This is a genomic window from Atopobium minutum 10063974 (genome assembly GCF_000364325.1).
GTDB lineage: Bacteria > Actinomycetota > Coriobacteriia > Coriobacteriales > Atopobiaceae > Atopobium > Atopobium minutum.
In genome coordinates, this window is record NZ_KB822533.1 from 200644 (window position 1) to 223363 (window position 22720).

Annotated in this window: 23 protein-coding genes and 4 tRNA genes; 16 read left to right on the plus strand and 11 right to left on the minus strand. The window is 47.8% G+C overall.

Going from position 1 to position 22720, the window contains the following annotated elements:
* Nucleotide 1 precedes the first annotated feature (1 nt).
* From recF to HMPREF1091_RS00905, 5 genes are all read left to right on the plus strand, one after another.
* On the plus strand, nt 2-1090 hold the full coding sequence (gene recF, locus HMPREF1091_RS00885) for a DNA replication/repair protein RecF (protein WP_002562941.1): 1089 nt from the start codon (nt 2-4) through the stop codon (nt 1088-1090).
* The gene (locus HMPREF1091_RS00890) at nt 1080-1637 is read left to right on the plus strand and encodes a hypothetical protein (protein ID WP_002562942.1); all 558 of its coding nucleotides are present in this window, start codon (nt 1080-1082) and stop codon (nt 1635-1637) included. The genes recF and HMPREF1091_RS00890 overlap by 11 nt, the downstream gene beginning before the upstream one ends.
* A gap of 184 nt (nt 1638-1821) precedes the next feature.
* Entirely contained in the window at nt 1822-3774 is a 1953-nt protein-coding gene (gyrB, locus tag HMPREF1091_RS00895; RefSeq protein WP_002562943.1) for a DNA topoisomerase (ATP-hydrolyzing) subunit B, read from the plus strand.
* 21 nt (nt 3775-3795) lie between these two features.
* Entirely contained in the window at nt 3796-6624 is a 2829-nt protein-coding gene (gene gyrA, locus HMPREF1091_RS00900) for a DNA gyrase subunit A (protein WP_002562944.1), read from the plus strand.
* A 110-nt stretch (nt 6625-6734) separates the two neighbouring features.
* A complete protein-coding gene (locus tag HMPREF1091_RS00905) occupies nt 6735-7553 on the plus strand; it encodes a DNA/RNA non-specific endonuclease (protein ID WP_002562945.1) in 819 nt (272 codons plus the stop codon).
* A gap of 54 nt (nt 7554-7607) precedes the next feature.
* Here the strand turns inward: HMPREF1091_RS00905 and HMPREF1091_RS00910 are convergent, their stop codons facing one another.
* Nucleotides 7608-8117, minus strand: a complete 510-nt coding sequence (locus tag HMPREF1091_RS00910) for a bifunctional nuclease family protein (RefSeq protein WP_002562946.1) — start codon at nt 8115-8117, stop codon at nt 7608-7610.
* A gap of 126 nt (nt 8118-8243) precedes the next feature.
* Here HMPREF1091_RS00910 and HMPREF1091_RS00915 point away from each other — a divergent pair.
* The 6 genes from HMPREF1091_RS00915 to HMPREF1091_RS00935 all read left to right on the plus strand — a co-directional run bounded on the left by HMPREF1091_RS00915 (nt 8244) and on the right by HMPREF1091_RS00935 (nt 12424).
* Nucleotides 8244-8320: transfer RNA gene (locus HMPREF1091_RS00915), tRNA-Ile, on the plus strand.
* Between the two features lie 58 nt (nt 8321-8378).
* Nucleotides 8379-8454, plus strand: a tRNA-Ala gene (locus tag HMPREF1091_RS00920).
* Between the two features lie 441 nt (nt 8455-8895).
* Nucleotides 8896-11016, plus strand: a complete 2121-nt coding sequence (mgtA, locus tag HMPREF1091_RS00925; RefSeq protein ID WP_002562947.1) for a magnesium-translocating P-type ATPase — start codon at nt 8896-8898, stop codon at nt 11014-11016.
* Entirely contained in the window at nt 11013-11534 is a 522-nt protein-coding gene (locus tag HMPREF1091_RS07905) for a cation transporting ATPase C-terminal domain-containing protein (protein WP_002562948.1), read from the plus strand. The genes mgtA and HMPREF1091_RS07905 overlap by 4 nt, the downstream gene beginning before the upstream one ends.
* Before the next feature lie 106 nt (nt 11535-11640).
* Nucleotides 11641-12159 (plus strand): hypothetical protein, encoded by a 519-nt coding sequence (locus HMPREF1091_RS00930; RefSeq protein WP_002562949.1) that lies wholly within the window; start codon nt 11641-11643, stop codon nt 12157-12159.
* 13 nt (nt 12160-12172) lie between these two features.
* The gene (locus tag HMPREF1091_RS00935; protein WP_002562950.1) at nt 12173-12424 is read left to right on the plus strand and encodes a hypothetical protein; all 252 of its coding nucleotides are present in this window, start codon (nt 12173-12175) and stop codon (nt 12422-12424) included.
* On the opposite strand, the gene HMPREF1091_RS00940 is transcribed toward HMPREF1091_RS00935, so the two are convergent.
* The 4 genes from HMPREF1091_RS00940 to HMPREF1091_RS00955 all read right to left on the minus strand — a co-directional run bounded on the left by HMPREF1091_RS00940 (nt 12421) and on the right by HMPREF1091_RS00955 (nt 15236).
* A complete protein-coding gene (locus tag HMPREF1091_RS00940; RefSeq protein WP_155887825.1) occupies nt 12421-13026 on the minus strand; it encodes a hypothetical protein in 606 nt (201 codons plus the stop codon). The genes HMPREF1091_RS00935 and HMPREF1091_RS00940 overlap by 4 nt on opposite strands.
* A 495-nt stretch (nt 13027-13521) precedes the next feature.
* Nucleotides 13522-14523, minus strand: coding sequence for a hypothetical protein (locus HMPREF1091_RS00950; protein ID WP_002562952.1), 1002 nt, complete (start codon nt 14521-14523; stop codon nt 13522-13524).
* Between the two features lie 153 nt (nt 14524-14676).
* Complete coding sequence (locus HMPREF1091_RS08280; RefSeq protein WP_002562953.1) at nt 14677-14832, minus strand: hypothetical protein; 156 nt, start codon at nt 14830-14832, stop codon at nt 14677-14679.
* A 107-nt stretch (nt 14833-14939) separates the two neighbouring features.
* A complete protein-coding gene (locus HMPREF1091_RS00955; protein WP_002562954.1) occupies nt 14940-15236 on the minus strand; it encodes a DEAD/DEAH box helicase family protein in 297 nt (98 codons plus the stop codon).
* 130 nt (nt 15237-15366) lie between these two features.
* Here HMPREF1091_RS00955 and HMPREF1091_RS00960 point away from each other — a divergent pair, with 130 nt between their 5' ends.
* Nucleotides 15367-15921: a hypothetical protein gene (locus tag HMPREF1091_RS00960; RefSeq protein ID WP_002562955.1), complete on the plus strand. Its 555-nt coding sequence runs from the start codon at nt 15367-15369 to the stop codon at nt 15919-15921.
* A gap of 9 nt (nt 15922-15930) precedes the next feature.
* Here HMPREF1091_RS00960 and HMPREF1091_RS00965 read toward each other — a convergent pair whose 3' ends face one another.
* Nucleotides 15931-16380: a threonine/serine exporter family protein gene (locus HMPREF1091_RS00965; protein WP_002562956.1), complete on the minus strand. Its 450-nt coding sequence runs from the start codon at nt 16378-16380 to the stop codon at nt 15931-15933.
* Nucleotides 16374-17141, minus strand: coding sequence for a threonine/serine exporter family protein (locus tag HMPREF1091_RS00970; RefSeq protein WP_035424430.1), 768 nt, complete (start codon nt 17139-17141; stop codon nt 16374-16376). The genes HMPREF1091_RS00965 and HMPREF1091_RS00970 overlap by 7 nt, the downstream gene beginning before the upstream one ends.
* Nucleotides 17142-17424: 283 nt before the next feature.
* Here HMPREF1091_RS00970 and HMPREF1091_RS00975 point away from each other — a divergent pair, with 283 nt between their 5' ends.
* A complete protein-coding gene (locus HMPREF1091_RS00975) occupies nt 17425-17886 on the plus strand; it encodes a hypothetical protein (protein WP_002562958.1) in 462 nt (153 codons plus the stop codon).
* A gap of 138 nt (nt 17887-18024) precedes the next feature.
* Nucleotides 18025-19863 carry a translational GTPase TypA gene (gene typA, locus HMPREF1091_RS00980; protein WP_002562959.1) on the plus strand — a complete coding sequence of 613 codons (1839 nt, stop codon included), beginning with the start codon at nt 18025-18027 and terminating at the stop codon, nt 19861-19863.
* Nucleotides 19864-19900: 37 nt separating this feature from the next.
* Here typA and HMPREF1091_RS00985 read toward each other — a convergent pair whose 3' ends face one another.
* On the minus strand, nt 19901-20578 hold the full coding sequence (locus tag HMPREF1091_RS00985; RefSeq protein ID WP_002562960.1) for a trimeric intracellular cation channel family protein: 678 nt from the start codon (nt 20576-20578) through the stop codon (nt 19901-19903).
* A gap of 124 nt (nt 20579-20702) precedes the next feature.
* Here HMPREF1091_RS00985 and HMPREF1091_RS00990 point away from each other — a divergent pair.
* Both HMPREF1091_RS00990 and HMPREF1091_RS00995 read left to right on the plus strand, forming a co-directional pair.
* Nucleotides 20703-20793 (plus strand) — tRNA-Ser (locus HMPREF1091_RS00990).
* Between the two features lie 39 nt (nt 20794-20832).
* Nucleotides 20833-20923 (plus strand) — tRNA-Ser (locus HMPREF1091_RS00995).
* Nucleotides 20924-21128: 205 nt separating this feature from the next.
* On the opposite strand, the gene HMPREF1091_RS01000 is transcribed toward HMPREF1091_RS00995, so the two are convergent.
* The 3 genes from HMPREF1091_RS01000 to HMPREF1091_RS01010 are packed head-to-tail and all read right to left on the minus strand — an operon-like array spanning nt 21129 to nt 22706.
* Entirely contained in the window at nt 21129-21311 is a 183-nt protein-coding gene (locus tag HMPREF1091_RS01000; RefSeq protein ID WP_002562961.1) for a hypothetical protein, read from the minus strand.
* Nucleotides 21304-22293: a peptidoglycan recognition protein family protein gene (locus HMPREF1091_RS07910; protein WP_002562962.1), complete on the minus strand. Its 990-nt coding sequence runs from the start codon at nt 22291-22293 to the stop codon at nt 21304-21306. Before HMPREF1091_RS07910 ends, HMPREF1091_RS01000 begins: the two co-directional genes overlap by 8 nt.
* Nucleotides 22293-22706 (minus strand): phage holin family protein, encoded by a 414-nt coding sequence (locus tag HMPREF1091_RS01010; RefSeq protein WP_002562963.1) that lies wholly within the window; start codon nt 22704-22706, stop codon nt 22293-22295. Before HMPREF1091_RS01010 ends, HMPREF1091_RS07910 begins: the two co-directional genes overlap by 1 nt.
* Nucleotides 22707-22720 lie beyond the last annotated feature (14 nt).

Sequence of the window (22720 nt, forward strand, 5' to 3'; positions counted from 1 at the left end):
TGTGTCGCTGTTAGTCCGCGAACTTTCACTCATACACTTTAGAAATGCCCAAGATAAGACTCTTATCATGGGTCAGGGGACTACTATTCTTATTGGTCCTAATGCAGTAGGTAAGACCAATACAATAGAAGCGTTGCATCTCCTAACAACAGGATCATCTTTTAGACACGCCCGCGCTTCAGAGTTGCTCTTACATGGAGAAGAACAAGGTCGTGCCTGTGCGCGGCTTGAGGGGGACGGGCGTGTTGTTACGGTTGAGTGCACTGTTACTGCAAATAAAAAAACCTTTAAGCGCAACGGCAAGGCCTGTCGAGCTCAAGATCTTCTTGGTACTCGTATGTCTATCTTGTTTTGTCCTGATGATCTAAATAGCATTAAAGGCTCTGCAAGCTACAGGCGTACCGCTCTTGATGCCTTTGGCTCTCAAGCGCATAAAAGTTATAACAATGTATTGCGTACCTATACCCGTGCAATTGAGCAACGCAACGCCCTTCTTAAAGATCCTTTTGTAGATACCTCAGTACTTACTGCATGGGATGAATCCATCGCTTTGGGTGGCGCTACCCTTCTTTCACACAGGATTGGCCTCTTTAAGCAGCTAGTTCCGCTTATTCAAAATGCCTATACAACTATTTCTGGTGGGGAAGTGTTGGACTGTACCTACCAAAGCACGATTTCTGACAACATAGTTGATCTATCTCGAGAAGAAATCCAACAAAGCTTTTATGAGAGGCTCCAACAAAAGCGTGAAGATGATCTTCGTCGGCTGCAAACAACAGTAGGCCCCCATAGAGATGACCTTCTCTTTAGTATCAATGGAGTAGATGCACGAACCTATGGTTCACAAGGACAGCAGCGCTCTATTATGCTGGCATGGAAAATGGCAGAAGTGCAACTTGCCCAGCAGCTTGTTGGCGAGAAACCCCTGCTTTTGTTAGATGATGTTATGAGTGAGCTTGACGTAAGGCGCCGTGAAGCAATGTTGTCGTTTATCTCGCAAGGAATTCAAACAGTAATCACCACTACGGATGCATCGTACTTTTCAAAAGAGGTATTAGAACAAGCAAAGGTGATTACTTATGGCTTATAAACGGCGCACTATAGATTTACAGCCAGAGGGAATGAAGCTTGTTCAAAACCATATATATAATGCTGCTGAACTCATGGATGGCTTACTTAATTCAGATCTTTCTAGTGGTTTATCGGATAATCAAAAGGCATACCGTGCGTGGTTTGGTGCCAACGGAAAATTTGAACAAGCTCATACCTGTGGAGTCTTTTTAAAAGATATGTCCGCACAAAAGCGTCTGCCCGTATTGTATGTGTATATAGATAAAAGTGGCGTTTTGCAGGACTTTACAACCAATAAAGAAATCTATATAGTCCGTTTATCACATTTTGGGTTCGAGGTATCTGATATTCAATTTAGGTTATCTAAATATCCTAAACGCCAAACACCATCCCAGCGTGATAAAACTGATATGTCTAATAAGCCACCTTTGCAAGAACTTACTCAAAAACAAAAAAAGCAAGCACATGACTTAACAAAAGGACTTTCAGAGCCACTCAAAACAAAAGTCTACAACGCGATAATTTCTTCAATGAGGAGACAAACGAGTAGGGAATCATTTAAGTAGATAATCTACCGTTAAATTGTCTCTGAAAGCTTTACAGAGGCATTTTTAAGTGTTCAAAATAAGCTTTTTTACACAGGCATAGTCATAAACGAACAAAACGAGTAAAATTTATAGTCACTTCAACAGTGTTGGTTGTACAGCCAAGTCATTGAGCACAATTTTATTTTCATAGAAGGGACGGGTAGTGGCAGCTCAAACGAAAAAAGAGAACTCTTACGATGTCGATGAAATTCAAATTCTTGAAGGCCTCGAAGCAGTTCGTAAGCGTCCTGGTATGTATATTGGTACCACCTCTGCATCTGGACTTCATCACTTGGTATGGGAGATTGTAGACAACTCAGTAGATGAAGCCATGGCAGGGTTTTGTAAAAAGATTAAGGTAACCGTACATCCCGACAATTCTATTACGGTAGAAGATAATGGTCGCGGTATTCCGGTAGCCATACATCCTAAAAAGAAGATTCCTACACTTGAGGTTGTTCTTACTATTTTGCACGCTGGTGGTAAGTTTGATAACACAGCTTATAAGGTTTCGGGCGGTCTTCATGGCGTAGGTATTTCTGTTGTAAATGCTCTTTCTAAACGTCTTATTGCGCAGGTAAAGCGTGATGGTTTTATTTATGAGATGGAATTTTCTCGTGGTAAAACCACCAAAAAGATGACTAAGGTTGGCAAGACTAAAACTACTGGTACAACGGTTACATTTTGGCCAGATGAAGAAATTTTTGAAACAACCACCTATAACTTTGATGTACTGAATGATCGCCTGCAGGAAACAGCGTTTCTCAACCGTAACCTTAAGATCATTTTGACGGACGAGCGCGAGCTAACGCCTCGTACCGTTGAGTACTGCTATGCTGGTGGCATTGTGGACTTTGTTAAGTTCCTCAACGATGGCAAAGATGTTTTGCAAGGTCTTTCCAAGCCTATTTTTATTGAAGGCAAATCTGATCCAAGTGCCCCTGCTTCTCAAATGGGTGAGGTAGAAGTTGCGCTGCAATGGAATAAGGGCTTCTCGGAGCGTACGCTTTCTTTTGCAAATGACATCTTTACCGAAGAGGGCGGCATGCACCTTACCGGTTTTCGTAATGCCCTTACTAAAGTGATCAATGAGTACGCTAAGAAAAATAATCTAATAAAAGGAAAAGATCCCGATCTTCAAGGTGATGATATTCGAGAAGGTCTAACGGCGGTTATTTCCGTTAAGCTGCCCGATCCGCAGTTTGAGGGCCAAACTAAGGCAAAACTGGGTAGTTCTTATATGCGTACGCTTACCAACCGTGTGGTATCCAATGGTTTGGCAGAGTATCTGGAAGAGCATCCTACCCAAGCAAAAGATATTTGTAAAAAGGCCATGCAAGCAGCAAAGGGTCGCTTGGCTGCTCAAAAGGCACGTCAGGCTACACGCAAATCGCCACTCCTAGGTTCTTCCATGCCTGGTAAGCTAGCAGATTGTTCAGAAAAAGATGCCGCTCGAACAGAATTGTTCATTGTTGAGGGTGATTCCGCAGGTGGTTCTGCCAAGATGGCTCGCGACCGTGGTATCCAGGCGGTATTGCCTCTGCGCGGAAAAATTTTGAACGTGGAGCGTGTTCAGCAGCATCGTGCGCTTGATTCTGACACCATTAAATCTCTTATTACAGCAATTGGTACGGGCATTGGTGAGGAGTTTGATATCCAAAAAGCTCGATATCATAAGATTGTTATCATGACGGACGCTGATGTAGACGGTGCGCACATTCGTATTTTGCTGCTTACCTTCTTCTATCGCTATATGAAACCCATGATTGACGCTGGCTACATTTACGTAGCCCAGCCACCTCTTTATCAACTTAAGCCTAAAGGTCACAAGAACGGTAAATATATTTATACCGATGAAGAGCTTGCTTTAGAGGCACGTCAGTTTACGGATTCTTCTAAGTACACCGTTCAGCGCTATAAGGGTCTTGGTGAGATGGACCCCGAACAGCTGTGGAGCACCACGATGGAACCAAAGAACCGCATCCTTTTGCGTGTGACAATCGATGATGCTATGGCGGCTAATAGGGCGGTTTCCGATCTTATGGGCTCGCAGGTAGAGAAGCGCAAAGACTTTATTCAAACCCATGCGCGTGACGTGCGCTTTCTGGACATTTAAGACATCTAAGAAAGGTATATCGTGGCAGACGATACAAACAATCACGACGATTTCCTCGACGACGATGCCGATACTACCAACGAGTTTGATAATGACTTTGTTGATGAGGAAGAAGACTACGAGCCTGAGACAGACGAGTTCGATGAGCTTGATGACGGCTCTGACGATTTAGAAGATGAGGACCTCGCAGATGTTCAGAGCCCTGTGCAGCAGGGCTCCCTGGGCGGAGGCGCTGGACTTTCTCGCACTATTTCTGATGAAGCCGGTACTCGTATCTCTTTGGAAGATATCCATGGCGGCGCCATTAAACCAACTGACATGAGTGAGGAAATGAAACAGTCCTTCCTCGAATACTCCATGTCCGTTATTGTCGCCCGCGCCCTACCTGACGTTCGCGACGGCCTCAAACCGGTACATCGTCGTATCTTGTACGCAATGAACGAGGCAGGCATTACTCCAAACAAGCCCCATAAGAAGTCCGCCTGGACCGTTGGTGAAGTTATGGGTAAGTACCACCCTCATGGCGACTTTGCAATTTATGAGTCCATGGTACGTATGGCCCAAGACTTTTCTATGCGTTTTCCTTTAGTGGATGGTCATGGTAACTTTGGTTCCATTGACGGTGACCCCGCTGCAGCAATGCGTTATACCGAGGCCCGTCTTACCCGTGGTGCCATGGAGCTACTTTCTGGCCTTAACGAAGACACAGTGGATTCTCAGCCAAACTATGATGAGTCTCTCTCTGAACCCGCGGTGTTACCAGCGCGTTTTCCTAACCTGTTGGTAAACGGGTCTTCAGGTATTGCTGTTGGTATGGCTACCAACGTACCCCCTCACAACCTGCGTGAGGTAGCTGCTGCCATCAACATGATGATCGACAATCCCGAGGTAACGCTTGACGAGCTTATGACCGTGTTGCCTGGTCCCGACTTCCCAACCGGTGGCATTATCATGGGTACCGAGGGCATCCGTGATGCGTATGAAACGGGCCGCGGCTCCATTACTATTCGCTCCAAAGTGCATGTGGAGAACATCAACAAGGGGTCCCGCCAGCGTTTGGTTATTACAGAGATTCCCTACCAGGTAAATAAGGGTCTTCTCCAGGAAAAAATTGCGCAAGCGGTTAACGAGAAAAAAATCGATGGCATCAGCGATATGCGCGATGAGTCCAACCGTAAGGGCATGCGCATTGTACTTGATCTAAAGCAAGGTACGGTTCCTCAGGTTGTGCTCAACAACCTGTACAAGCGTACACAACTTCAGGCTAACTTTGGTGTTATCGACATTGCGCTGGTAGACGGCGTTCCTCGCACCCTTTCTTTGCGCGAAATGCTGCACTACTACATTCAGCATCAGATTGATGTCGTCACACGTCGTACTACGTATCGCCTGGATAAAGCACGCAAACGTGTTCATATTCTTGAAGGTCTGCTTATTGCTGTCGATAATATCGACGAAATTGTGCATATTATTCGCTCTTCGCATGACGATGCCGAGGCTAAGGCACGTATGAATGAGCGCTTTGGTATTGATGACATTCAAGGTGAAGCGATTCTTCAGATGCGCCTACGCCGCCTTACCGGCCTAGCTCGTGATGAGCTTGCTACTCAGATTGCAGAGCTACATAAGCAGATTGCCTACTACGAGGATCTTCTTGCCCATGAGGACAAAATCCTTGGGGTTATCAAGGAGGAGTTAGCGGAAATTGTTGCTAAATATGGTGACGATCGTCGCACCAAGATTTCTGCGCAAGAAGCCATTGACCTGGATGTTGAAGACCTTATCGCCGAAGAAGATATGGTGGTTACCGTAACGCGCACTGGTTATGTAAAGCGTCTTCCTGTTGCTACCTATCGTTCACAAAAACGTGGTGGCAAGGGAGTTTCTGGCCTCTCGCTTAAGGAAGATGATTTTGTCGAGCATCTCTTTGTGTCTTCCACCCATGATTATGTGTTGTTCTTTACCAATCTTGGAAAGGTATATCGTAAGAAAGTCCACGAACTACCTGTTGGTTCGCGTGCTTCTCGCGGTTCTGCTCTTGTCAACGTGTTGCCGCTGGCAGAAGGAGAGCATCTCAAGGCGGTTATCACTACCCGTGATTTTCCTGCCGACGAGTACCTCATGTTTGCTACCAGCAACGGCATGATTAAAAAGACAGCCATGAGTGCCTATGACCGTACTCGCCATGACGGCATTATTGCTATCAATCTCAAAAATGGCGACGAGTTGATTGACGTGCGCCGTGTTAAACCAGGATTCAAGGTCATTTTGGTTTCCACAGACGGCAAGGCAATTGTTTTTGAAGAGGATCAAATCCGCGCAATGGGCCGCGATACCTCTGGTGTTCGTGGTATTACCCTTAAGGGTACTGCCAAGGTTTTGGGTATGGAGATCTCTAACGGCCAGGGAGACCTGTTTGTTATTACCGAGAAGGGCTATGGTAAGCGCACGCCCATTGCTGACTATCCCGTTCATAACCGTGGTGGCCAGGGAGTCTTTACCATCCAAATGACTGCTCGTAAAGGCGAACTTGCTGGTATGAAGGTTGTTGGCCCCCAACATGAGCTGGTTATTGTGTCCGAAGAGGGCATCCTGATTAGGGTAAAGGTCAGTGACATCAGCAAGCTTGGTCGTTCTACTCAAGGCGTAAAGGTCATGAACGTCTCTGAGTCTGACCGAGTTACCGCAGTTGCTCGTATGATTGCCAAAAAGGCGACTGCAAAGAAAGTTGATGAGAATCAGACTTCGTTTGATCTGCTTGCCGCTGGCGAGAAAAGCACGAGTGAAGAAGCACCAATAGACATTGGTGAAGAAGAGCAGATCGCTCCTGACTTAGATGATGAAGAGTAATCGTTAGAGGATATCTAAGGCGCAATTCAGTATGATGAGTTGCGCCTTTTTGTGCTTTATCTATAGTTGGCAGTCGTATATCTGATGCACTGTAGTGTGATGGGAGCTTCATGGTGCGGAGGAAGTTTTTATCTAAGAGAAACCGTACAACCACAGGCCTTATTGCGGGTGTGCTTATTATCAGTACGCTGTTCCCGTCCTTTGCACAAAATGGTTTTAGCCAGCTGGTAAGTGCAGCTTCTCACTTTTTGCCACTGCAGTCTCAGCAGGTTCGTACAGTAAGCTCAGCGTCAGGTAGTCAAGCAAGACAGCAGGGATATACCAGCTGGGACGAGCAGGAAAGCCCTAACTATGTTCGCCTTGTTGGTCCTTCTCGTATAGATCAGGTCGTGGAGAGCGGGCAAGTTTTATATGCCGGTCTTGATAGCTTAGGTCGTACGCTTGAGGTTCATGCTTGTATTACGTATCAAATGATGGAAGGTGGTATGGCGCGCGAGCGCGAACAAATGTCCAATCCTTCTGGTTGGCCTCGCAAGAACCCTGAGGTTCAAATTGAGCTGTATAACGGCTCGTTTTATAGAGGGCGCCTTTGGAATAGAAGCCATCTTTTGGCAAAGTCTTTAGGTGGTAAAGAGACTGTAGAAAACCTAGTTACCGCCACGCGCATGCAAAATGTGGGAGCTAATGATGGCCAGGGCGGAATGGCCTTGGTGGAAACAGCAGTAAGGAACTGGCTTAAGGCACATCCCTCTGGTACCGTTCAGTTTGTGGCAACCCCTATTTATGAAGGGGATGAGCGGATCTGTCGCTCAGTCATTGTGGATGTAAAGACTTCCGATGGGTTTATCGACGAAGAAGTAGAGGTCTATAACGCCGCAAAAGGCTATGAACTTAATTACTATACCGGTGAAGCTATAGCACAGCAGTAAGTTGGCATATGGCCACTTGCTTATGATACAAGAGGATTAAAAGACAAAGAGGACTTACGAGAAATCCTCTGGAGAAAGCCCTTCAATAAAGCTATGAAACTCAGCGAGCTCTTTTTCTTGCTCATCTTTCTTAATCGTTTTAAAGTCAGGATATGATGCTGTCATAAGTACGTCAGATTCTGCAAAGATGGGTGCTTTGGTGCGCACAGCGAGCGCAACGGCATCCGAAGGACGGCAATCAATAGCCTTACGCTCTTTGTTTGCGGTAAGCAAATGTACCGAAGCAAAGAAGGTAGGCCCTTCAACTTTAGAAATGGTAACACTGGTAACCGTAGCACCAAGCTGGGTGATAACAGCTTGAAGTAAATCATGAGTGAGAGGGCGCTGGTGAGGGATATTATCCACACCCATGCCAATAGCACTTGCTTCTGTCATGCCAATACGGATGGGAAGCTGCGTTTGGGCATAAGGACTTGAACTATGACGAGGGCGAAGGGTAATGAGCGAAGTAGCCGGTCCGTTGCCAACAACAATAGATTCAATGTCCATACGAACCATGCTCATGTCTTCACCTCGATTCTTACTTTTTGCTCAAAGATATGTGCTAGCTATGTTACCCAAAAACATTGTAAGAATACAAAAAATATGTTGACCTTTTAAATTTACTGACGTATTATGTTTTCTTGCGTTGGGCCCGTAGCTCAGTTGGTCAGAGCGTCCGGCTGATAACCGGGAGGTCACAAGTTCGAACCTTGTCGGGCCCACCAACACTTCGTCAATAGTCACCTTAGCGCTAGCCGAGTCGCCGCTAAGGTGATTATCGCCGGGGCCTTAGCTCAGCTGGGAGAGCGCGGGCTTTGCAAGCCTGAGGTCAGGGGTTCGATCCCCCTAGGCTCCACCAAGAATATGCAGCCGGGAGGTTTTACCTTCCGGCTTTTCTTTTACTGCAGTTCATACGGCATATACAGCAATATATCAGATACATCTAAGTAAGATTTACAGAGCTAGCACAAAGTGATACCTTATAGGTTGACATATCATGTGATATATCTCAGACTGACGCATGAAACGTTGTGTGGCTTCATGAGATGAACCACAGTCATATGCATAGGGCGGGAACCCTTGATGCTAAGGAGGTGCCAACCATGAGCGATGGTAGTCATGTTCGAGAAAACACAAGCTTAAAAGGATTGGTGCCTGCCAAAAGGGGAGACAGACACCGCCGGTAGTGTGTGAGTGCTGTCTGTTTTTATCTATGCCATGCCACTCTTGCTGCCGGTTCTTGCGGTCATGATGTGCAATTAAGCATTTCCGCAGGCATCCCCCGGATCGGAGGTGGCTCATGAAGACGCTCACCAATACAGTTCTGGCTAGGATTGCTACAAAGGGATTGTTCACTCATAGCGCTCCCAGAACCTATAAAAAAGATACTCGTAAGGCATTCCAGCTTGAGTGGCTGCGTAACGTATCTACCCTTGATACAAACGAGGTCTTTGACGAACTTAATACTAAGCGCAAAGGACTTTCTGCCAGCGAAGTAGAGCTGTCTCGTGCTGCTTGGGGTTCCAATGAGGTAGCCCATGCACACCGCGATCCTGTGCCACTGCGCTTTCTTAAGGCATTTGCGGACCCCTTTACTGGGATTCTCTTTTTGCTTGCTGTGGTGTCATTGGTTACCGACGTTCTTCTCGCCAGCCCTGCCGATCGTGATCCTTCGACCTTCTTTATCATCTTTGCAATGATTCTTGTGTCGGGCACGCTTCGTTTTGTCCAAGAGGGCAAGAGTGATGACGCTGCCGCTGCACTCGCAAAAACCATCCAGACCACCTGTAACGTAGAGCGCGAGGATATGGGTCGTGTGGAAATACCGCTGACTGACGTAGTTGTGGGTGACATTATTCACCCGGCCGCTGGTGATATAGTGCCTGCCGACGCACGCCTTGTCCAGGCACGCGATCTCTTTTTGGGCATGTCGTCCCTTACGGGGGAGAGCCCTCCTGTTGAGCGCACTGCTGCACCCTGTGCTCTTCCCAAAACTGGCGATAAGCGCGCCGTAAGTGATTTTGGCAATATCGTGCTTATGGGTTCTACGGTAATTTCGGGAAGCGGCGTGGCTGTAGTAGCAGCTACGGGTGCTAACACCATGTTTGGCGGCATGGCCACAAGCCTAGGTGCCACGCGCGGTAAGACCGCTTACGATGAGGGTATTAACTCGGTGAGCAAGCTTCTTTTGCGGGTCATGCTGGTAATGGCTCCACTGGTGCTTGTGATTAACGGGTTTACAAAGGGCGACTGGCTTTCTGCGCTGTTTTTCTCGCTTTCGGTTGCTGTTGGACTTACGCCTGAGATGTTGCCCATGATCGTGACCACTTGTCTTGCAAAAGGGGCAGTAGATCTTTCTCACGACCGCGTCATAGTCAAGCACCTTGACGCCATTCAGGATCTTGGCGCCATGGATGTACTTCGCACCGACAAGACCGGCACCCTTACCGAGGACCAGGTAGTACTTGAGTACCACCTTGACCTCATGGGCAACGAGGATCCGCGCGTGCTGCGTTATGCGTTTCTCAACAGCTTTTTTGAGACAGGTGTCCGCAATCTTATTGACTCGGCCATTATCTCTCGTGCAGCCGAAGAGACAAACCAGGGTACTGCCGGCGTTAATGTAGAAGAGCTTTCTGCACGCTGGCACCTTGTGGACGAGGTCCCCTTTGATTTTGAGCGCCGTCGCGTGAGTGTGGTGGTTGAGCATGATGATGGGCGTCGGCATATGGTCACCAAAGGTGCTCTTGAAGAGGTGCTTCAGGTTTGCACGGAGGTGGAATATGACGGCCAGGTGTTGCCGCTTGGCAGTGATATGCGTGAAAAAGTTCTTTCCGTTGCCTATGGTCTTGCCGATAAAGGCATGCGCATGTTGGGTGTTGCTCGCAAGGTAGATCCAGCTGAAGTTGGCGTGCTTTCCGGCAAGGACGAGCAAGGCATGACGCTCATAGGTTACCTTGCGTTTCTCGATCCACCAAAGAAAAGTGCTGCTCAGGCCCTGCGCTCTCTGCATGAGCATGGCGTGGCAACCAAGGTGCTTACGGGAGATTCACTGCGGGTTGCTTGCACGGTGTGTGAGAGCATTGGCCTTCAAGTGGAACAAACGCTCGATGGTGTTGCTGTGGCACAGCTGTCCGATGAGGAGCTTGCGGATAAGGTAGAGCAGGTCACTATCTTTGCCAAGCTTTCTCCCGATCAAAAGGTTCGTGTGGTGCGTGCTCTGCGTGCGCGTGGCCATGTGGTTGGTTTCATGGGCGATGGTGTGAATGATGCCGCTGCTATGACCGCGAGTGACTGTGGCATCTCGGTTGACTCTGGGGCCGATGTTGCCAAGGAATCAGCAGATATTATTCTTCTCGAGAAGGACTTAGGCGTTCTTGAGCGTGGCATTGTAGAGGTCGTCGTACCTTCTTTAACATGAATAAGTACGTAAAGATGACGGCAAGCTCCAATTTTGGCAATATCTTCTCGGTTTTGGTTGCCAGCGTGTTTTTGCCATTTTTGCCCATGACCGCTGTTCAGTTGCTACTTCTTAACTTCATCTATGACTGTGCCTGCGCTGTCATCCCCTGGGATAGGGTTGATGCGCAAGAGCTGAGGGTGCCTCAAACATGGAGGTCTGGTTCTATTGCGAGCTTCATGCACTGGATTGGACCTACGAGCTCGGTTTTTGATGTTGTGACCTTTGCGGTACTCTTCTTCTGGATTTGCCCCGCTGTTTGTGGTGGCAGCTGGTCCACTCTTGTAGGAAATCCTACAGCCATGGCAAGTTTTGTAGGTACCTTCCAGGCCTGCTGGTTTGTTGAGTCCATGTTTACCCAGGTGCTCTTTATATACCTTGTGCGCACGGAGCGCATGCCCTTTATCCAGAGTATGGCCGACTGGCGTGTGCTGCTGGTAAAAAAGCTCTATGTGCGTCATTTTGGACGCTTATTGTAATATTGGCTATACTGTGTGCCATATAACGTTTTAGCTGGTATACGGCTGGTATACAGCGTATACAAAGCTGACGTAACAAGCTGTTACTTGTTATAAGGAGGCGGACATGGGACTTTTTGATGCATTTAAATCTTTCAGAAAACCCGTTGAGGTAGACCAAGCAAAAAGTGACGACACCAAAGCTCGTATGCGCGCTCTTTTTGACATATGGGTTGAGGAGGGATCCAGCTATCAGATAGCTTATGGCTTCTCGGAAGATATACGTGGAGCAAATTTTGGCTTTGGACGCACGCTTTCGTATGAGTATCAAAACTTTATTTTGGGTTTTCGTACTTCAGACACTAAGTTGGTACTTTTAGCAGTGAGTCCAGATCTTTCTGAGGCCGGAGAGCCAATAAGTTATACACCCCAATCAGTAAAGAAAACCAACTATGTTGCCATGACCGGTCAGTATTATCTGCAATATGGCAGCGCTTTCAAAAAAGAATTCTTTAATCTATCGCTGCCCAAAACGCTCGATGATCTTATGTCTTTAGATTTTTATGATGAGGAAAGCTTCTTGTATATTGATCAAAGTCAAGAAGCAGATGCTTGGTCAGAATTTTGGCAGAACTTTAGCAAGTAGAACGAGAATACAAATGATCGGTATGTTTCCCAATTACGTGTTAGCTGCTATGTCTGCAGGGTTTCTCGTCTTTTGTTTTATCCGTCTTGTTGTACAAAAAGCAAAAGTGTTGGCTGTGGGTGGTGGTATGGTCTCGCTCATTCTGCAAATAATCCTTGCACTTATTATTTTTGTGATGTCGGTTTGGGGTATTGTGACCAACACAGCTATTCAAGATATCCAACATCTTATTGAGCAAGCAGCCGCGCAAGCAATCATTTGCTAAAGACCAAGAAAGATCTTTGTGTACCGTTCATTGAGGTTGACAAGCGCTCTCTCTCGACAACGCCATAGTTTTTCTCGTCCTTCTGGGCTTTTTATATACACTGCTTTATAGGTGCCAAACGGCTTGAGGGCATCAACCAGCAGAGTAACGTCCTCTTTGCGCTTTGAGAGTACCTCAGGACAGGCAAAACTGTGGCGGTAATGTAGTATTCCAAACAGCCCGGCTCCGCTTTGCTCGATAAGCACATAGCGGGGGTTGTCAATGGGGGAGAGCATTTGCTTGCAAGCTTTAGCAAATACGTGCTGGTCATGCAAGGAAACCCCCTTAAGCGAGACGGTAAAATACGATTGAATGGGATTGGAGTCAACCTGAATTCTGCCGGTTTTACCAGAAAGCATGCTAGCTTGTGCTAGGGCTGTATGAAGCGCTTTGCCCATACGATCCAAACGTCGTTTTGGCGAGAAGCGCAGTATGAGATGCAGCGTTAGTTTTGTGAGCAAAAAGAGACCTATAATCTGCAACACCGTAAAGATACCAAAGATAAAAAGGTTTCCTCTAAACAGAGCAATAAAGCCCCTTGCGTGCATACTCTCAAGAATCAAGCTGCTTGCTAGCCAGTCTATGCAGCTGATGAGTATCAAAGCAAGTGTGTTGACAAAGGTAAAAGCAGATAGTCCAAATAAGGCGGGCACCTCATCTGTTTTGCAGGTCTCACTAACCGACGGTTTGATAGAAGCGTCTAGTATGTTCTGCCATGCCTCTGTTACAGCCTATCTGTTGGCTGCTCGCCGCTCCATTTGATGGTTTATTGCCTCCAAATGAGCCTCGGTAAAAGGTGGTTGTACGATACTTATGCGATCAATACCGCTTTTTATGCAAGAGCTTTCATATGCAGGAGCTATAAAACAGTCAAACCGTCTTGTGAGAGTGTCCCAATCTTGACCCAGGATCGCTTCATCCTGTTTGAAGTCTGAGCCATACAAAAGATCAAGAAGCTGTTGGTCTGGTCCAAACGGCGGCTCTACCGTTACAAGATGCCAGATATTTGCGCATTTATCGGCCTGTTTTGCATAGGTACGAATGGCACGTCCCCTCATCTAGTTGGAGAGCATAAAGCTTCCTACATATGAAGCCAAAATGAGGGTGTTAACACAAGGGGAGTCCCATCCTTCTCCAAGAAGGGCAGTCGTGCCTACGAGAATTTGAATAAGCCCCTGCTCAAGAGCCCGGGTTAGGATGCGTACACTCAGTTGATTTCCACCAGAAAACTGCGCCTTTACATAAGGGACAGGACCGGCTTCTTCCAAAGGAGCAAATGCAACAGTACCGTTGTATTGTTGCGCAAACGCACTGAGCTGATCTTGGATCGACACAGGAACAATGACAAGCGAACCGGTAAGAAGCGCGATGTTCTGTGCTTCTCCTACGCTCCGCCGCACGGCCTCAAAAATAGGGACCGCGCCAATTTGAGTAAAGCCAGTGTCACGACCGATGAGGTTGGTTGCATCAGCTCGGATGTAATCGGTGAGAATGACCATGCGAAGATCGTCTTTTAAGCAGGACGATTCAAGCGTGGCAATGCGCTGAATAGATTGCATCTTTCCAATAGAACCCGCCAGTGCGCGATTAAGTTTTTGGTTCGAGAGCAGGTTGACTTGTTTGCGGGTAATAAGTCCATGCTGAGCAAGACAATGGCGTATGGCTTCCGCATAATCAGCACCAAAAAAGTCGGGATTATCGAGAATACATTGCAGTGCACGTTCTGCATCTGTTGGTTTATACCGCCCCATTCGTTTATGGGGAAAGACCGCCTGCATCCACCAAGCGGGAACTTCAGATCCTATATGGCGTACAAACCGCAAAAGCGCCCGAAACTGCTCTTCGTGGTCCAGTACAAACTGGTAGTTTTTATCGACAAGATCGGTGTTGATGGCGCAGTCAAGATTGTGAAGCAGGCTGTCTATAAGCTTTTCTTGTTGTAGCTCCTTAAGCGCCGCATTTGCCTGCTCTCGATAGCACTTGGTAAGAAGCCGTTCACTGGTAGTTGGATAACTAAAATAGATGTAATCCTGGTGCGGACATAGTGCAGCTTCTGCCACAAGTTCGGGGACAAAAATTTCTTCATCAATCTCACCGCATACATCCGTATAGCGTTTCCACTGGCTTGGCGTAGAGTCATAGGGCGGCGTGGCTGTGAGGGAAATGACAAATACCTGTCCCTTAAGCGCTTTTATGAACGCCTCCAGCGCTCGCTACCACTCCGCGCGAAGATGGTGGGCCTCATCAAGGCAAATGGTGGTAATACCAGCCTGAGCAACAGCAGCTAAAACGTCAAAATTAGTAAAATCCTCCACACGCTCTTCTTGGAGATCTGGCTGGGCTTGTTTATTGTCCTCTTCCTGGAGCACTTGCTCATCTTGCTCATCGGCCTTGTTGGCGGTATCTGCATCCTTTGTTTTGTCGGCAGAGGCTTTTTGAACCCATGCCGCATGTAAGGATTGATATGTAATAGAGGTTATGATCTTTGGGTCGAGCAGGGAATACGAGACAAATCGTGCTCCTGGCTGTCTTGTGTAAGGAAGCCATCTGCAAAGCGTTCTCCCCATTGTTGGCGTATGGCAAGAGATGGAGACAAAATAAGAGCTGGCTTTCCAAGGCGGCGGATCAACTCCAGTCCAAGAATCGTTTTTCCACTGCCGGGAGCTGCAACTATATTAATGGCTTTATCGGCTTGATATGAAGAAAACGCATCAAGGATGCGCTGTTGGTAAGACCGAAACGGATGCTTATAATGCAGGTCACGCAACTGCATGCTGTAGTCTCCCTTAAAGAATGGCACCGTATGTAAGAAGGTAATTAGGTTATATATTGTAGTCTATAGCATGCTTCCAGTATCCTTCTGGAAGGAAAACGACTGTAAGTAAACCGTGTGAGGAGCATATATGCCACACATTCATGGAGCTGTAACCGCTGTATCAGATGCAGAGTTTAAAGAGCTTGTTTCACTCAGCCAGGCGCAGGCAGAGCTGCTTGCACAGACTGCAGGTCTTGCTATAACCCTAAGCAACGCTATGGAAGCAGTTGCTGGTTTTATTCCGTGCGGCCACGCCTTTTCTGAGCTCTTTGTTGGGCTTAAGCTCAGTTTTGGGGACGCTGAGATCAAGGATGTTCAGATGGCTCTTGACGGAGTCCGTGCCCGAGCAGAGCACGTTTCTGCCCACAGGGGTGTCGATAAGGGCGAGCCGTTTGATCTTATCGCTGCTATGAAAGCTTATACTGCTACGGCCGCCAAGCTCTCTCAGCTTGTAGCAAATCTGCATGTACTGGCCAGTCTTGCAGAGCGTGCACAAAGGTTGGGATCTACAGATGATACGCTCAATAAGGCCATAGCGGTATCGCTTGCGCTTGCGGCAAAATCGTCCGTCTCTGATTCTGAGCTTGCGCAGGCAGCTGATAACATAGCTCAGTTAATTCCTCTTGCGCTTGAGCTGGCATAGCTCACAGGCTTACTGAGGTCGCAAAACCCTGATGAGTGGTTTACAAAGAGCGGCAAGTGCTGAGCCTACAAGCAGCCCTAAGGCGAGTGCTAAAAGTGTTGCAAGACAATTGAGTCCCTGCTGGATAAAACTCTCCATATTTCGGATCAGCAGAGATGAAAGTGCATAGTGGAGCAAATCTCCTGGAATAAGTGGAATGAGTGAGGGGTACACGAAGTAGGCAGATGGCGCCTTATAAAAACGTGCCAGCACCCCTCCATACAGTCCCGCAACGAGCGAAGCAACAAAAATAATGAGGGTGTGTGAGCTAATAACGGTTGGACCTACAACAATAAAAGTTCTTACTACAGCTCCGCCAATTCCTGCGAGCACCAAGTCCTCTTTGCGTATATGAAACACTATGCCAAAGGCGTAGCTGGCCACAAATGAGAGCACAATGTAGACGATACCAATTACCATGACGTGAGACCCCCTAAAAGCAACACTGCAGCGTAGGTTCCCAGCGCCAACATGAGCGATTCAAGGGTTACTCTTACGAGCAAGAGACTCCCGTTCATCTCGTTTCCTCTGACGAGACTGCTAAAGGCATTAGCAAGCGGAATACCGGGAATCATCATAAGACTGATGGTAATTACTACCATACTTCCGCTATCTCCAAAGCCAGCTCTTACGGCGAATATGGTAATGCACGTGGCCACAAACATACCGAGGGCATTACTGACAATGGCGTCAATTTTAAAATGGTTGAGTACTTCAAATACGACACAAACCGCTGTTGCACACACCACAGTAGCAAGTGCATCGCGAACCGAACCACCTATTAGTATGCAGATACAAGTAAAGGCTATAACTTGAGCAGGCATGGTGATTATCTTGGGAAACTCATGCTTTTCAAACACAGACCCAAGCATGTCCATAAGCTCCTTTGGCGCCGGCGTGTTCTCACACACCTGTATCCGTAAATGGTTGAGGTGCCAAAGTTTTGCCAGATGAATGACAGAGCCTTCAATAGAGGTCTGCCGAGTATGATGCATACCATCAGATGAGCAGGCAGAAAGTACAATAAAATTACTTGTGGTAATTGAGCTCATCTCTTTCATTTCGTACGCTTGAGAAATGCGCTTAAGAGCCTTTTCTACGTACTCAACCGTAGCACCAGCTTGAAGCGCTTCCTTAGAAAAGCTCAGCATAAAATCGAGAAGCTCGTCAGTTTTATCCATACTCCGTCCCAAAATCATGGTAGGCACGAGTGACATAACGTAGTTTCCAGTTTATGGCACTACGCTCGTTAGAAAAAGCAGTACTTGAGGCAATCATCAAAAAATGTCGTTAGAAGCCTCATTAGAATCCGGTATAAAGATGCAAAAGGCTGGGCAGCTGGTATGGTAGGTGTGCCAAGCAGTAACAAATCTGCAGGCTCTGTGACAAAGTGCGCTGTGCAGCCTGTATTTGAAATGCAAGAGTATTATTAGTGCAGTTATTTCGCTTAACGATAGGGGATTTGTGGCCCAAGATAGTCAATATGATCAGTCGAGTGTCGTTTCAGAAGAGCTGGACGCGCTGTCATGTGATCTGCTGGGATCGGCATTAGATGCACTTGCAGCAGGGGTAGAGATATGCGTTATTACTTCGGTAGAAGACGCCGCTGGCACGCGTGTAACCAACTCGTTTTCTGAAGACGGGATAGAAGCCTGTCTTGATGAGGCCCACAACTACATAGCTGCTCTAACCTCGGAAAAGGCCGTGCGCCCAGATAAGCTTGGGTCTCCCGTACGCTATGCCATGGTATATGAGGGCGCTGTAGACTTAGGCAACGACGGCTATAAAGACGCCCTTATCCTTGAGTTTGCCGAGAAAGGCCAGCGGGCTTTTTCGGCCTACGTATTATGGCAAGGTTTTGGTGCAGGAGAAGCATTCCAATGGTGTGATCCTGAGCCCGCTGGTGAAGTTGATTCACTTTTGTAACGGTTTGTACTACGCTGTATCGTCTTGTACTACATTTTTGCGGGGTTTCTCGGCAGCGTACAAAATATAAACCCGTATGTTTCGTATAACCTGTATGTTTTGGTTTGATCCTAGATAGACAATGAGAAAGTAGGAACCATGCTCCAAGAGCACATTCGCAATATTGCAATTATCGCCCATGTTGACCACGGCAAGACCACCCTGGTGGATAAGCTTCTGCGCGCAACGGACGCTTTTCGCGATAATCAGCAGGTAGAAGAGCGTGTTCTGGATTCAAATGATCAAGAGCGTGAGCGCGGTATTACCATTTTGGCCAAGAACATTTCCATTGAGTACAAGGGCGTTAAGATCAATGTTTTGGATACGCCTGGTCACGCAGATTTTGGCGGCGAGGTAGAGCGCGTTTTGAAGATGGCAGACTCTGCGCTGCTGCTGGTAGATGCCGCAGAAGGTCCCATGCCACAAACGCGATTTGTGTTACGCCACGCCATTGATGCCGGCCTGTCCATCATGATTGTGGTTAACAAGATTGACCGCGATGGTGCAGACCCGCAGCGGGCCCTTAATGCCTGTCTTGATCTGATGATGGATCTGGGCGCCACGGATGAGCAGCTCGAGTTTTCTATGGAGCACGTTGTCTATGCAAGTGCTGTTAATGGCTTTGCTCGTCTGTCTCCCGATGACGATACCAATGATATGTATCCGCTGTTGGACATGGTTGTTGATGAGCTTCCTGCTCCTGATGCGGATGCAGATGGTCCTTTGGCTATGCAGTGTGTAACCATCGACCACTCCACCTATGTGGGCCGCATTGGTATTGGTCGTGTGTATTCGGGCACAATCCACGCTGGCGATAAAATCCTGGTTGTTAAAAACGATGGTTCACGAGCCATGAGTCAGGTTAAGCAGCTGTTTACCTTTGACTACCTGGGCCGTAAAGAATGTACCGAGGTTTGTGCTGGTGATATTGGAGCCGTGGTGGGTGTGGATTCCACCGATATTGGCGATGTGTATACAGATCCAGATAATCCCGTTGAGCTTGACTCCATTGAGATCGATCCACCAACGTTGGCCATCGTATTTGAGGCATCTACCTCGCCTTTGGTTGGCCGTGACGGAGATATTGTTGGTGGTCGTCAGCTTAAAGAGCGCCTGATGGCGGAGCGTGAAAACAATGTGACCATGCGCATTGAGGAGCTCCCCGACAAAACAGGCACCGAGGTAGCCGGTCGCGGTATTTTGCATCTCTCTGTTTTGATGGAAACCATGCGCCGCGAGGGCTTTGAGTTCCAGGTGGGTAGCCCGCGCGTGCTGTTCAAGAAGGACGAGAACGGCAATAAGCTTGAACCTATTGAGCAAGCTGTCGTTGAGTGTCCCGCAGAGTACTCTGGCAAGGTCATTGAGGTGTTTGGTGATGCGGGCGGCACCATGACCAACATGGAAACCGGCGGCGTTCAGACACACCTTGAGTTCAAGATCCCCACACGTGGCATTATGGGCCTTAAAACACGCGTCCTCAATGTAACTCATGGTGAGGCTGTCTTTTACCATACCTTCTTGGAATATGGTCCTTTTGCTGGCGATATTGGTTCTCGTCAGAACGGTGCCATGATCTCTATGTCTACCGAGAAGGCCGTTGCATATGCCTTGGGTACCCTGCAAGAGCGCGGTCAACTCTTTGTTGGCCCTGGTGATGAGTGCTATGAGGGCATGCTTGTGGGCGAGCGTTCCCGTCCTGGTGACATGGTGGTTAACATTGCCCGCACCAAATCTTTGGGCAACCAGCGTTCTTCCACTGCTGACATATCGGTGCAGCTTACACCTCCACGTGTTTTCTCGCTCGAAGAGGCGCTGGAGTACATCATGGACGATGAGGTCGTGGAGATTACGCCTAAGAACATTCGCATGCGTAAACGTATTCTTAACGCTACTGAGCGTAAGAAGTGGGCCGTTCGCTCCGGTTTGGTAAACAAATAAGCCGTATAGATACAAAATAAGCTGTGTAGCTGCGAGGTTAGCGTTTTTTGCGTACCGTTTTTGCCTTTATTTTCTTGGCGCTGGCGGCAACCTTAGGTGCCAGATCTACTTCCGTAGGTAGTGTCATGTTGTAATGAAGCGACAGCCTGCGCAGGCACATGGTTGTAGCAACGCTTGCTATGGCAGAGATTTCCAAATTGTAGTGACTGACCGCGGCCAGAGAATAATACACGACAGAACCGCCAATAGCTGCGACGGCATAGAAGTTAGAGCGCTGGAAGATGCGCGGTGTGTCACCCAAAAAGACGTCGCGCATCATACCGCCGCCCACACCAGTGATGACGCCCATGAGCATGCAGGCTATAGGGTATAGGTTGTAGTTAATGGCCTTATCGGTACCCGCCACTACAAATAAGCCAACAGATAGAATGTCCAACCAGTCTAAGAGGTTGGGGTAGCGCTTGATAAATTGTGGAAAAAAGTAGCCAACGATGCCTGTTGTTATGACAAAAGGAATGGCATATGGAGATTGCAACATATAGACACTGCCAACTTGCATAGCCATATCACGGACCAAGCCGCCGCCCAAGCCACACAAAAAGCTTAGGCCAATATAGCCAACCAAGTCTAATTTACGCTCTTGAGCTGCCCAAACTCCCGCTAAAGCACCAACAATAACGGCAGAAAGGTCTAGCCAAATAGGTATCTGAAGCACATGATCTCCTGCAGGGTAAAAACGGATACGCAAGTATCTTACTAGGTCTTGCAAGGACTTCGCAGAAAAGTTCTTTTCTTTTCGGCGAGAAATACGTTATACTATCCGGTGCGTTTTCAATTAAGGAGAGTTGTCCGAGCGGCTGAAGGAGCACGATTGGAAATCGTGTAGGCGCCGAAAGCGTCTCCGGGGTTCAAATCCCCGACTCTCCGCCAGGTTATTTCACGGCGCCGCAAGGCGCCGTTTGTGCATCTGGAGAGGTGGCAGAGCGGCTGAATGCGGCGGTCTCGAAAACCGTTTACCTCTTATAGAGGTACGAGGGTTCAAATCCCTCCCTCTCCGCCAGTTATTTTGTATCTAAATTAGTGCGTTTACCTGCTCTTTTACTTATTTAGTATTATTACAAAAAGCGAAAATTTACCCTAAGTGTCGTATATCTCTACCAGGCGTTTTGTTCTTTCGGGTCATTTCATGGGTCACAAATGGGTCTCGTTTATAGTCTTTGAGACAATAAAAAATGGCCCTCTCACAGCAATGAGAAGGCCATTTACTAAGCGATTACGCTTACTTTTTGTTCGTTTTCAAACCACGTGATTTTAGCCGCTAAAAAGTGTTGCTTACAATACGCTCGCGCTTCGTCTTTGGTGGCGAATTGCTTCGTGCGGTCCTTGCGATACATAAATCCCATACCTTGCGGCTGGTGATACCACACCGTAAGCTTCCAGCTATCCATTTGGTTTGTCCTCAATTAGGGTGCAGTTACTGTCAAACTCATATTCTTTGCCATCGATAGTCTGCTTGCCACATACAAGCGCCCCACGAGGACCACCAGAGCTAGGATTGGCATAATACTTTTTACCATTAACCTCAATCCAGCCTGTATCCATAGAGCCGTACAGACCGGCTTCGTGAGTATCGTGCAACCAGTACCAGTGCTCACCGTCTTGCAGCCACCCTGTAGCCATGCTTCCATTTGCGCGGAAGTAATACCACCTATCATCGATAAACTGCCAGCCGACAACCATAGATCCAGAATCGCTCAGATAATACCAGTAGCCTTTATGCTTCTGCCATCCTGTTGCCATCCAACCGTTCGCGTCAAAGTAATACCACTTGTCATCGATAAGCTCCCACCCATTGGAGGTGTAAGAGCCATCGGCATGTTGGTACCACCAACAATGACTCATGGTGCCTTGTCCGCGCTTCCAGCCCCCACCTGCTGTAATGATGCCATGAAGTCTATTCCACTTAGCATTGTTTACATAAGGCGCGGGGCAGTGCTTGTGTGGGGCAAGCGTGCGACCTTGACGTACATGGTCTACCACATCGTAGTGGCGTATTACGTGGCTTGCTGGTATGCCGTACTTCTGCATAAGGTGTTGTACAAGATAGGTAAGTTCAGCAATTTCTGCGCTGCTAAAATCTCGCCCGTCACTTACTACCTCAATAGAGATAGAGCGCTGATTGAAGTCGAGGTTGCCCACTGCCCAGGCGGTATCGCCTTCGGCTACTGACTGATAGATGGTGCCTGAGCCATCCAAGAAGAAGTGCGCGGAGGCGTGTCGGTTGCCACCACTGAAATACAGGCAGTTGTTATACGCGCTCGCTTGCGACGCGGTGTAATGCACCACGATATATTCAGGCTTTTTGCCACCGCGTCCCCTGTCATAAGTACGTGGACTTGCCCAAATGGCTTTCCAAGGATACCAAGCCATTAGTGCTCACTCTTTTCTGCACTGTCCTGGACGGTCTTTAGCAGCTTAAAGACTGCATTATTAGCAAGCTCTGGATTTATCGAGCCGATAATTTCCAGGATTGACGCGACTTCGGCACAGATAAGCGCTACGCAAATACCCAGCAATACAGGCGTTTGCGTGCCCAAGTTAAGGCCGCCTGTGAGCGCGCCGTCTACCACAACACCCAACAAAATCAGACACAGCTCACTGCCTTTGTGTATGATGCCTTCGCGTGCTCTAGACGATGCATATTGGTGGTTTGACGCAGCGCAAATAGACCCCATAAGCACGTCAATGAGCATAAGGATAAGTACGGCTGTAAGAGCTACTTTTACTTGTTGGGAGTCGCGCACCTGTGCTAGATATACGTCGATGAAGTAGGGAATAGTCATGATTGTTCCTTTCG

What these genes read in the sequence shown, in the direction of transcription:
- HMPREF1091_RS00955 (WP_002562954.1), bottom strand. Translation starts at nt 15,236, where the DNA reads ATGCAGTTGCGTGACCTGCATTATAAGCATCCGTTTCGGTCTTACCAA.
- HMPREF1091_RS01010 (WP_002562963.1), bottom strand. Translation starts at nt 22,706, where the DNA reads ATGACTATTCCCTACTTCATCGACGTATATCTAGCACAGGTGCGCGAC.
- HMPREF1091_RS00970 (WP_035424430.1), bottom strand. Translation starts at nt 17,141, where the DNA reads ATGGATAAAACTGACGAGCTTCTCGATTTTATGCTGAGCTTTTCTAAG.
- HMPREF1091_RS00935 (WP_002562950.1), top strand. Translation starts at nt 12,173, where the DNA reads ATGATCGGTATGTTTCCCAATTACGTGTTAGCTGCTATGTCTGCAGGG.
- typA (WP_002562959.1), top strand. Translation starts at nt 18,025, where the DNA reads ATGCTCCAAGAGCACATTCGCAATATTGCAATTATCGCCCATGTTGAC.
- mgtA (WP_002562947.1), top strand. Translation starts at nt 8,896, where the DNA reads ATGAAGACGCTCACCAATACAGTTCTGGCTAGGATTGCTACAAAGGGA.
- HMPREF1091_RS07910 (WP_002562962.1), bottom strand. Translation starts at nt 22,293, where the DNA reads ATGGCTTGGTATCCTTGGAAAGCCATTTGGGCAAGTCCACGTACTTAT.
- HMPREF1091_RS00930 (WP_002562949.1), top strand. Translation starts at nt 11,641, where the DNA reads ATGGGACTTTTTGATGCATTTAAATCTTTCAGAAAACCCGTTGAGGTA.
- HMPREF1091_RS00905 (WP_002562945.1), top strand. Translation starts at nt 6,735, where the DNA reads ATGGTGCGGAGGAAGTTTTTATCTAAGAGAAACCGTACAACCACAGGC.
- HMPREF1091_RS01000 (WP_002562961.1), bottom strand. Translation starts at nt 21,311, where the DNA reads ATGGATAGCTGGAAGCTTACGGTGTGGTATCACCAGCCGCAAGGTATG.
- HMPREF1091_RS00890 (WP_002562942.1), top strand. Translation starts at nt 1,080, where the DNA reads ATGGCTTATAAACGGCGCACTATAGATTTACAGCCAGAGGGAATGAAG.
- HMPREF1091_RS07905 (WP_002562948.1), top strand. Translation starts at nt 11,013, where the DNA reads ATGAATAAGTACGTAAAGATGACGGCAAGCTCCAATTTTGGCAATATC.
- HMPREF1091_RS00965 (WP_002562956.1), bottom strand. Translation starts at nt 16,380, where the DNA reads ATGGTAATTGGTATCGTCTACATTGTGCTCTCATTTGTGGCCAGCTAC.
- HMPREF1091_RS00910 (WP_002562946.1), bottom strand. Translation starts at nt 8,117, where the DNA reads ATGAGCATGGTTCGTATGGACATTGAATCTATTGTTGTTGGCAACGGA.
- HMPREF1091_RS00960 (WP_002562955.1), top strand. Translation starts at nt 15,367, where the DNA reads ATGCCACACATTCATGGAGCTGTAACCGCTGTATCAGATGCAGAGTTT.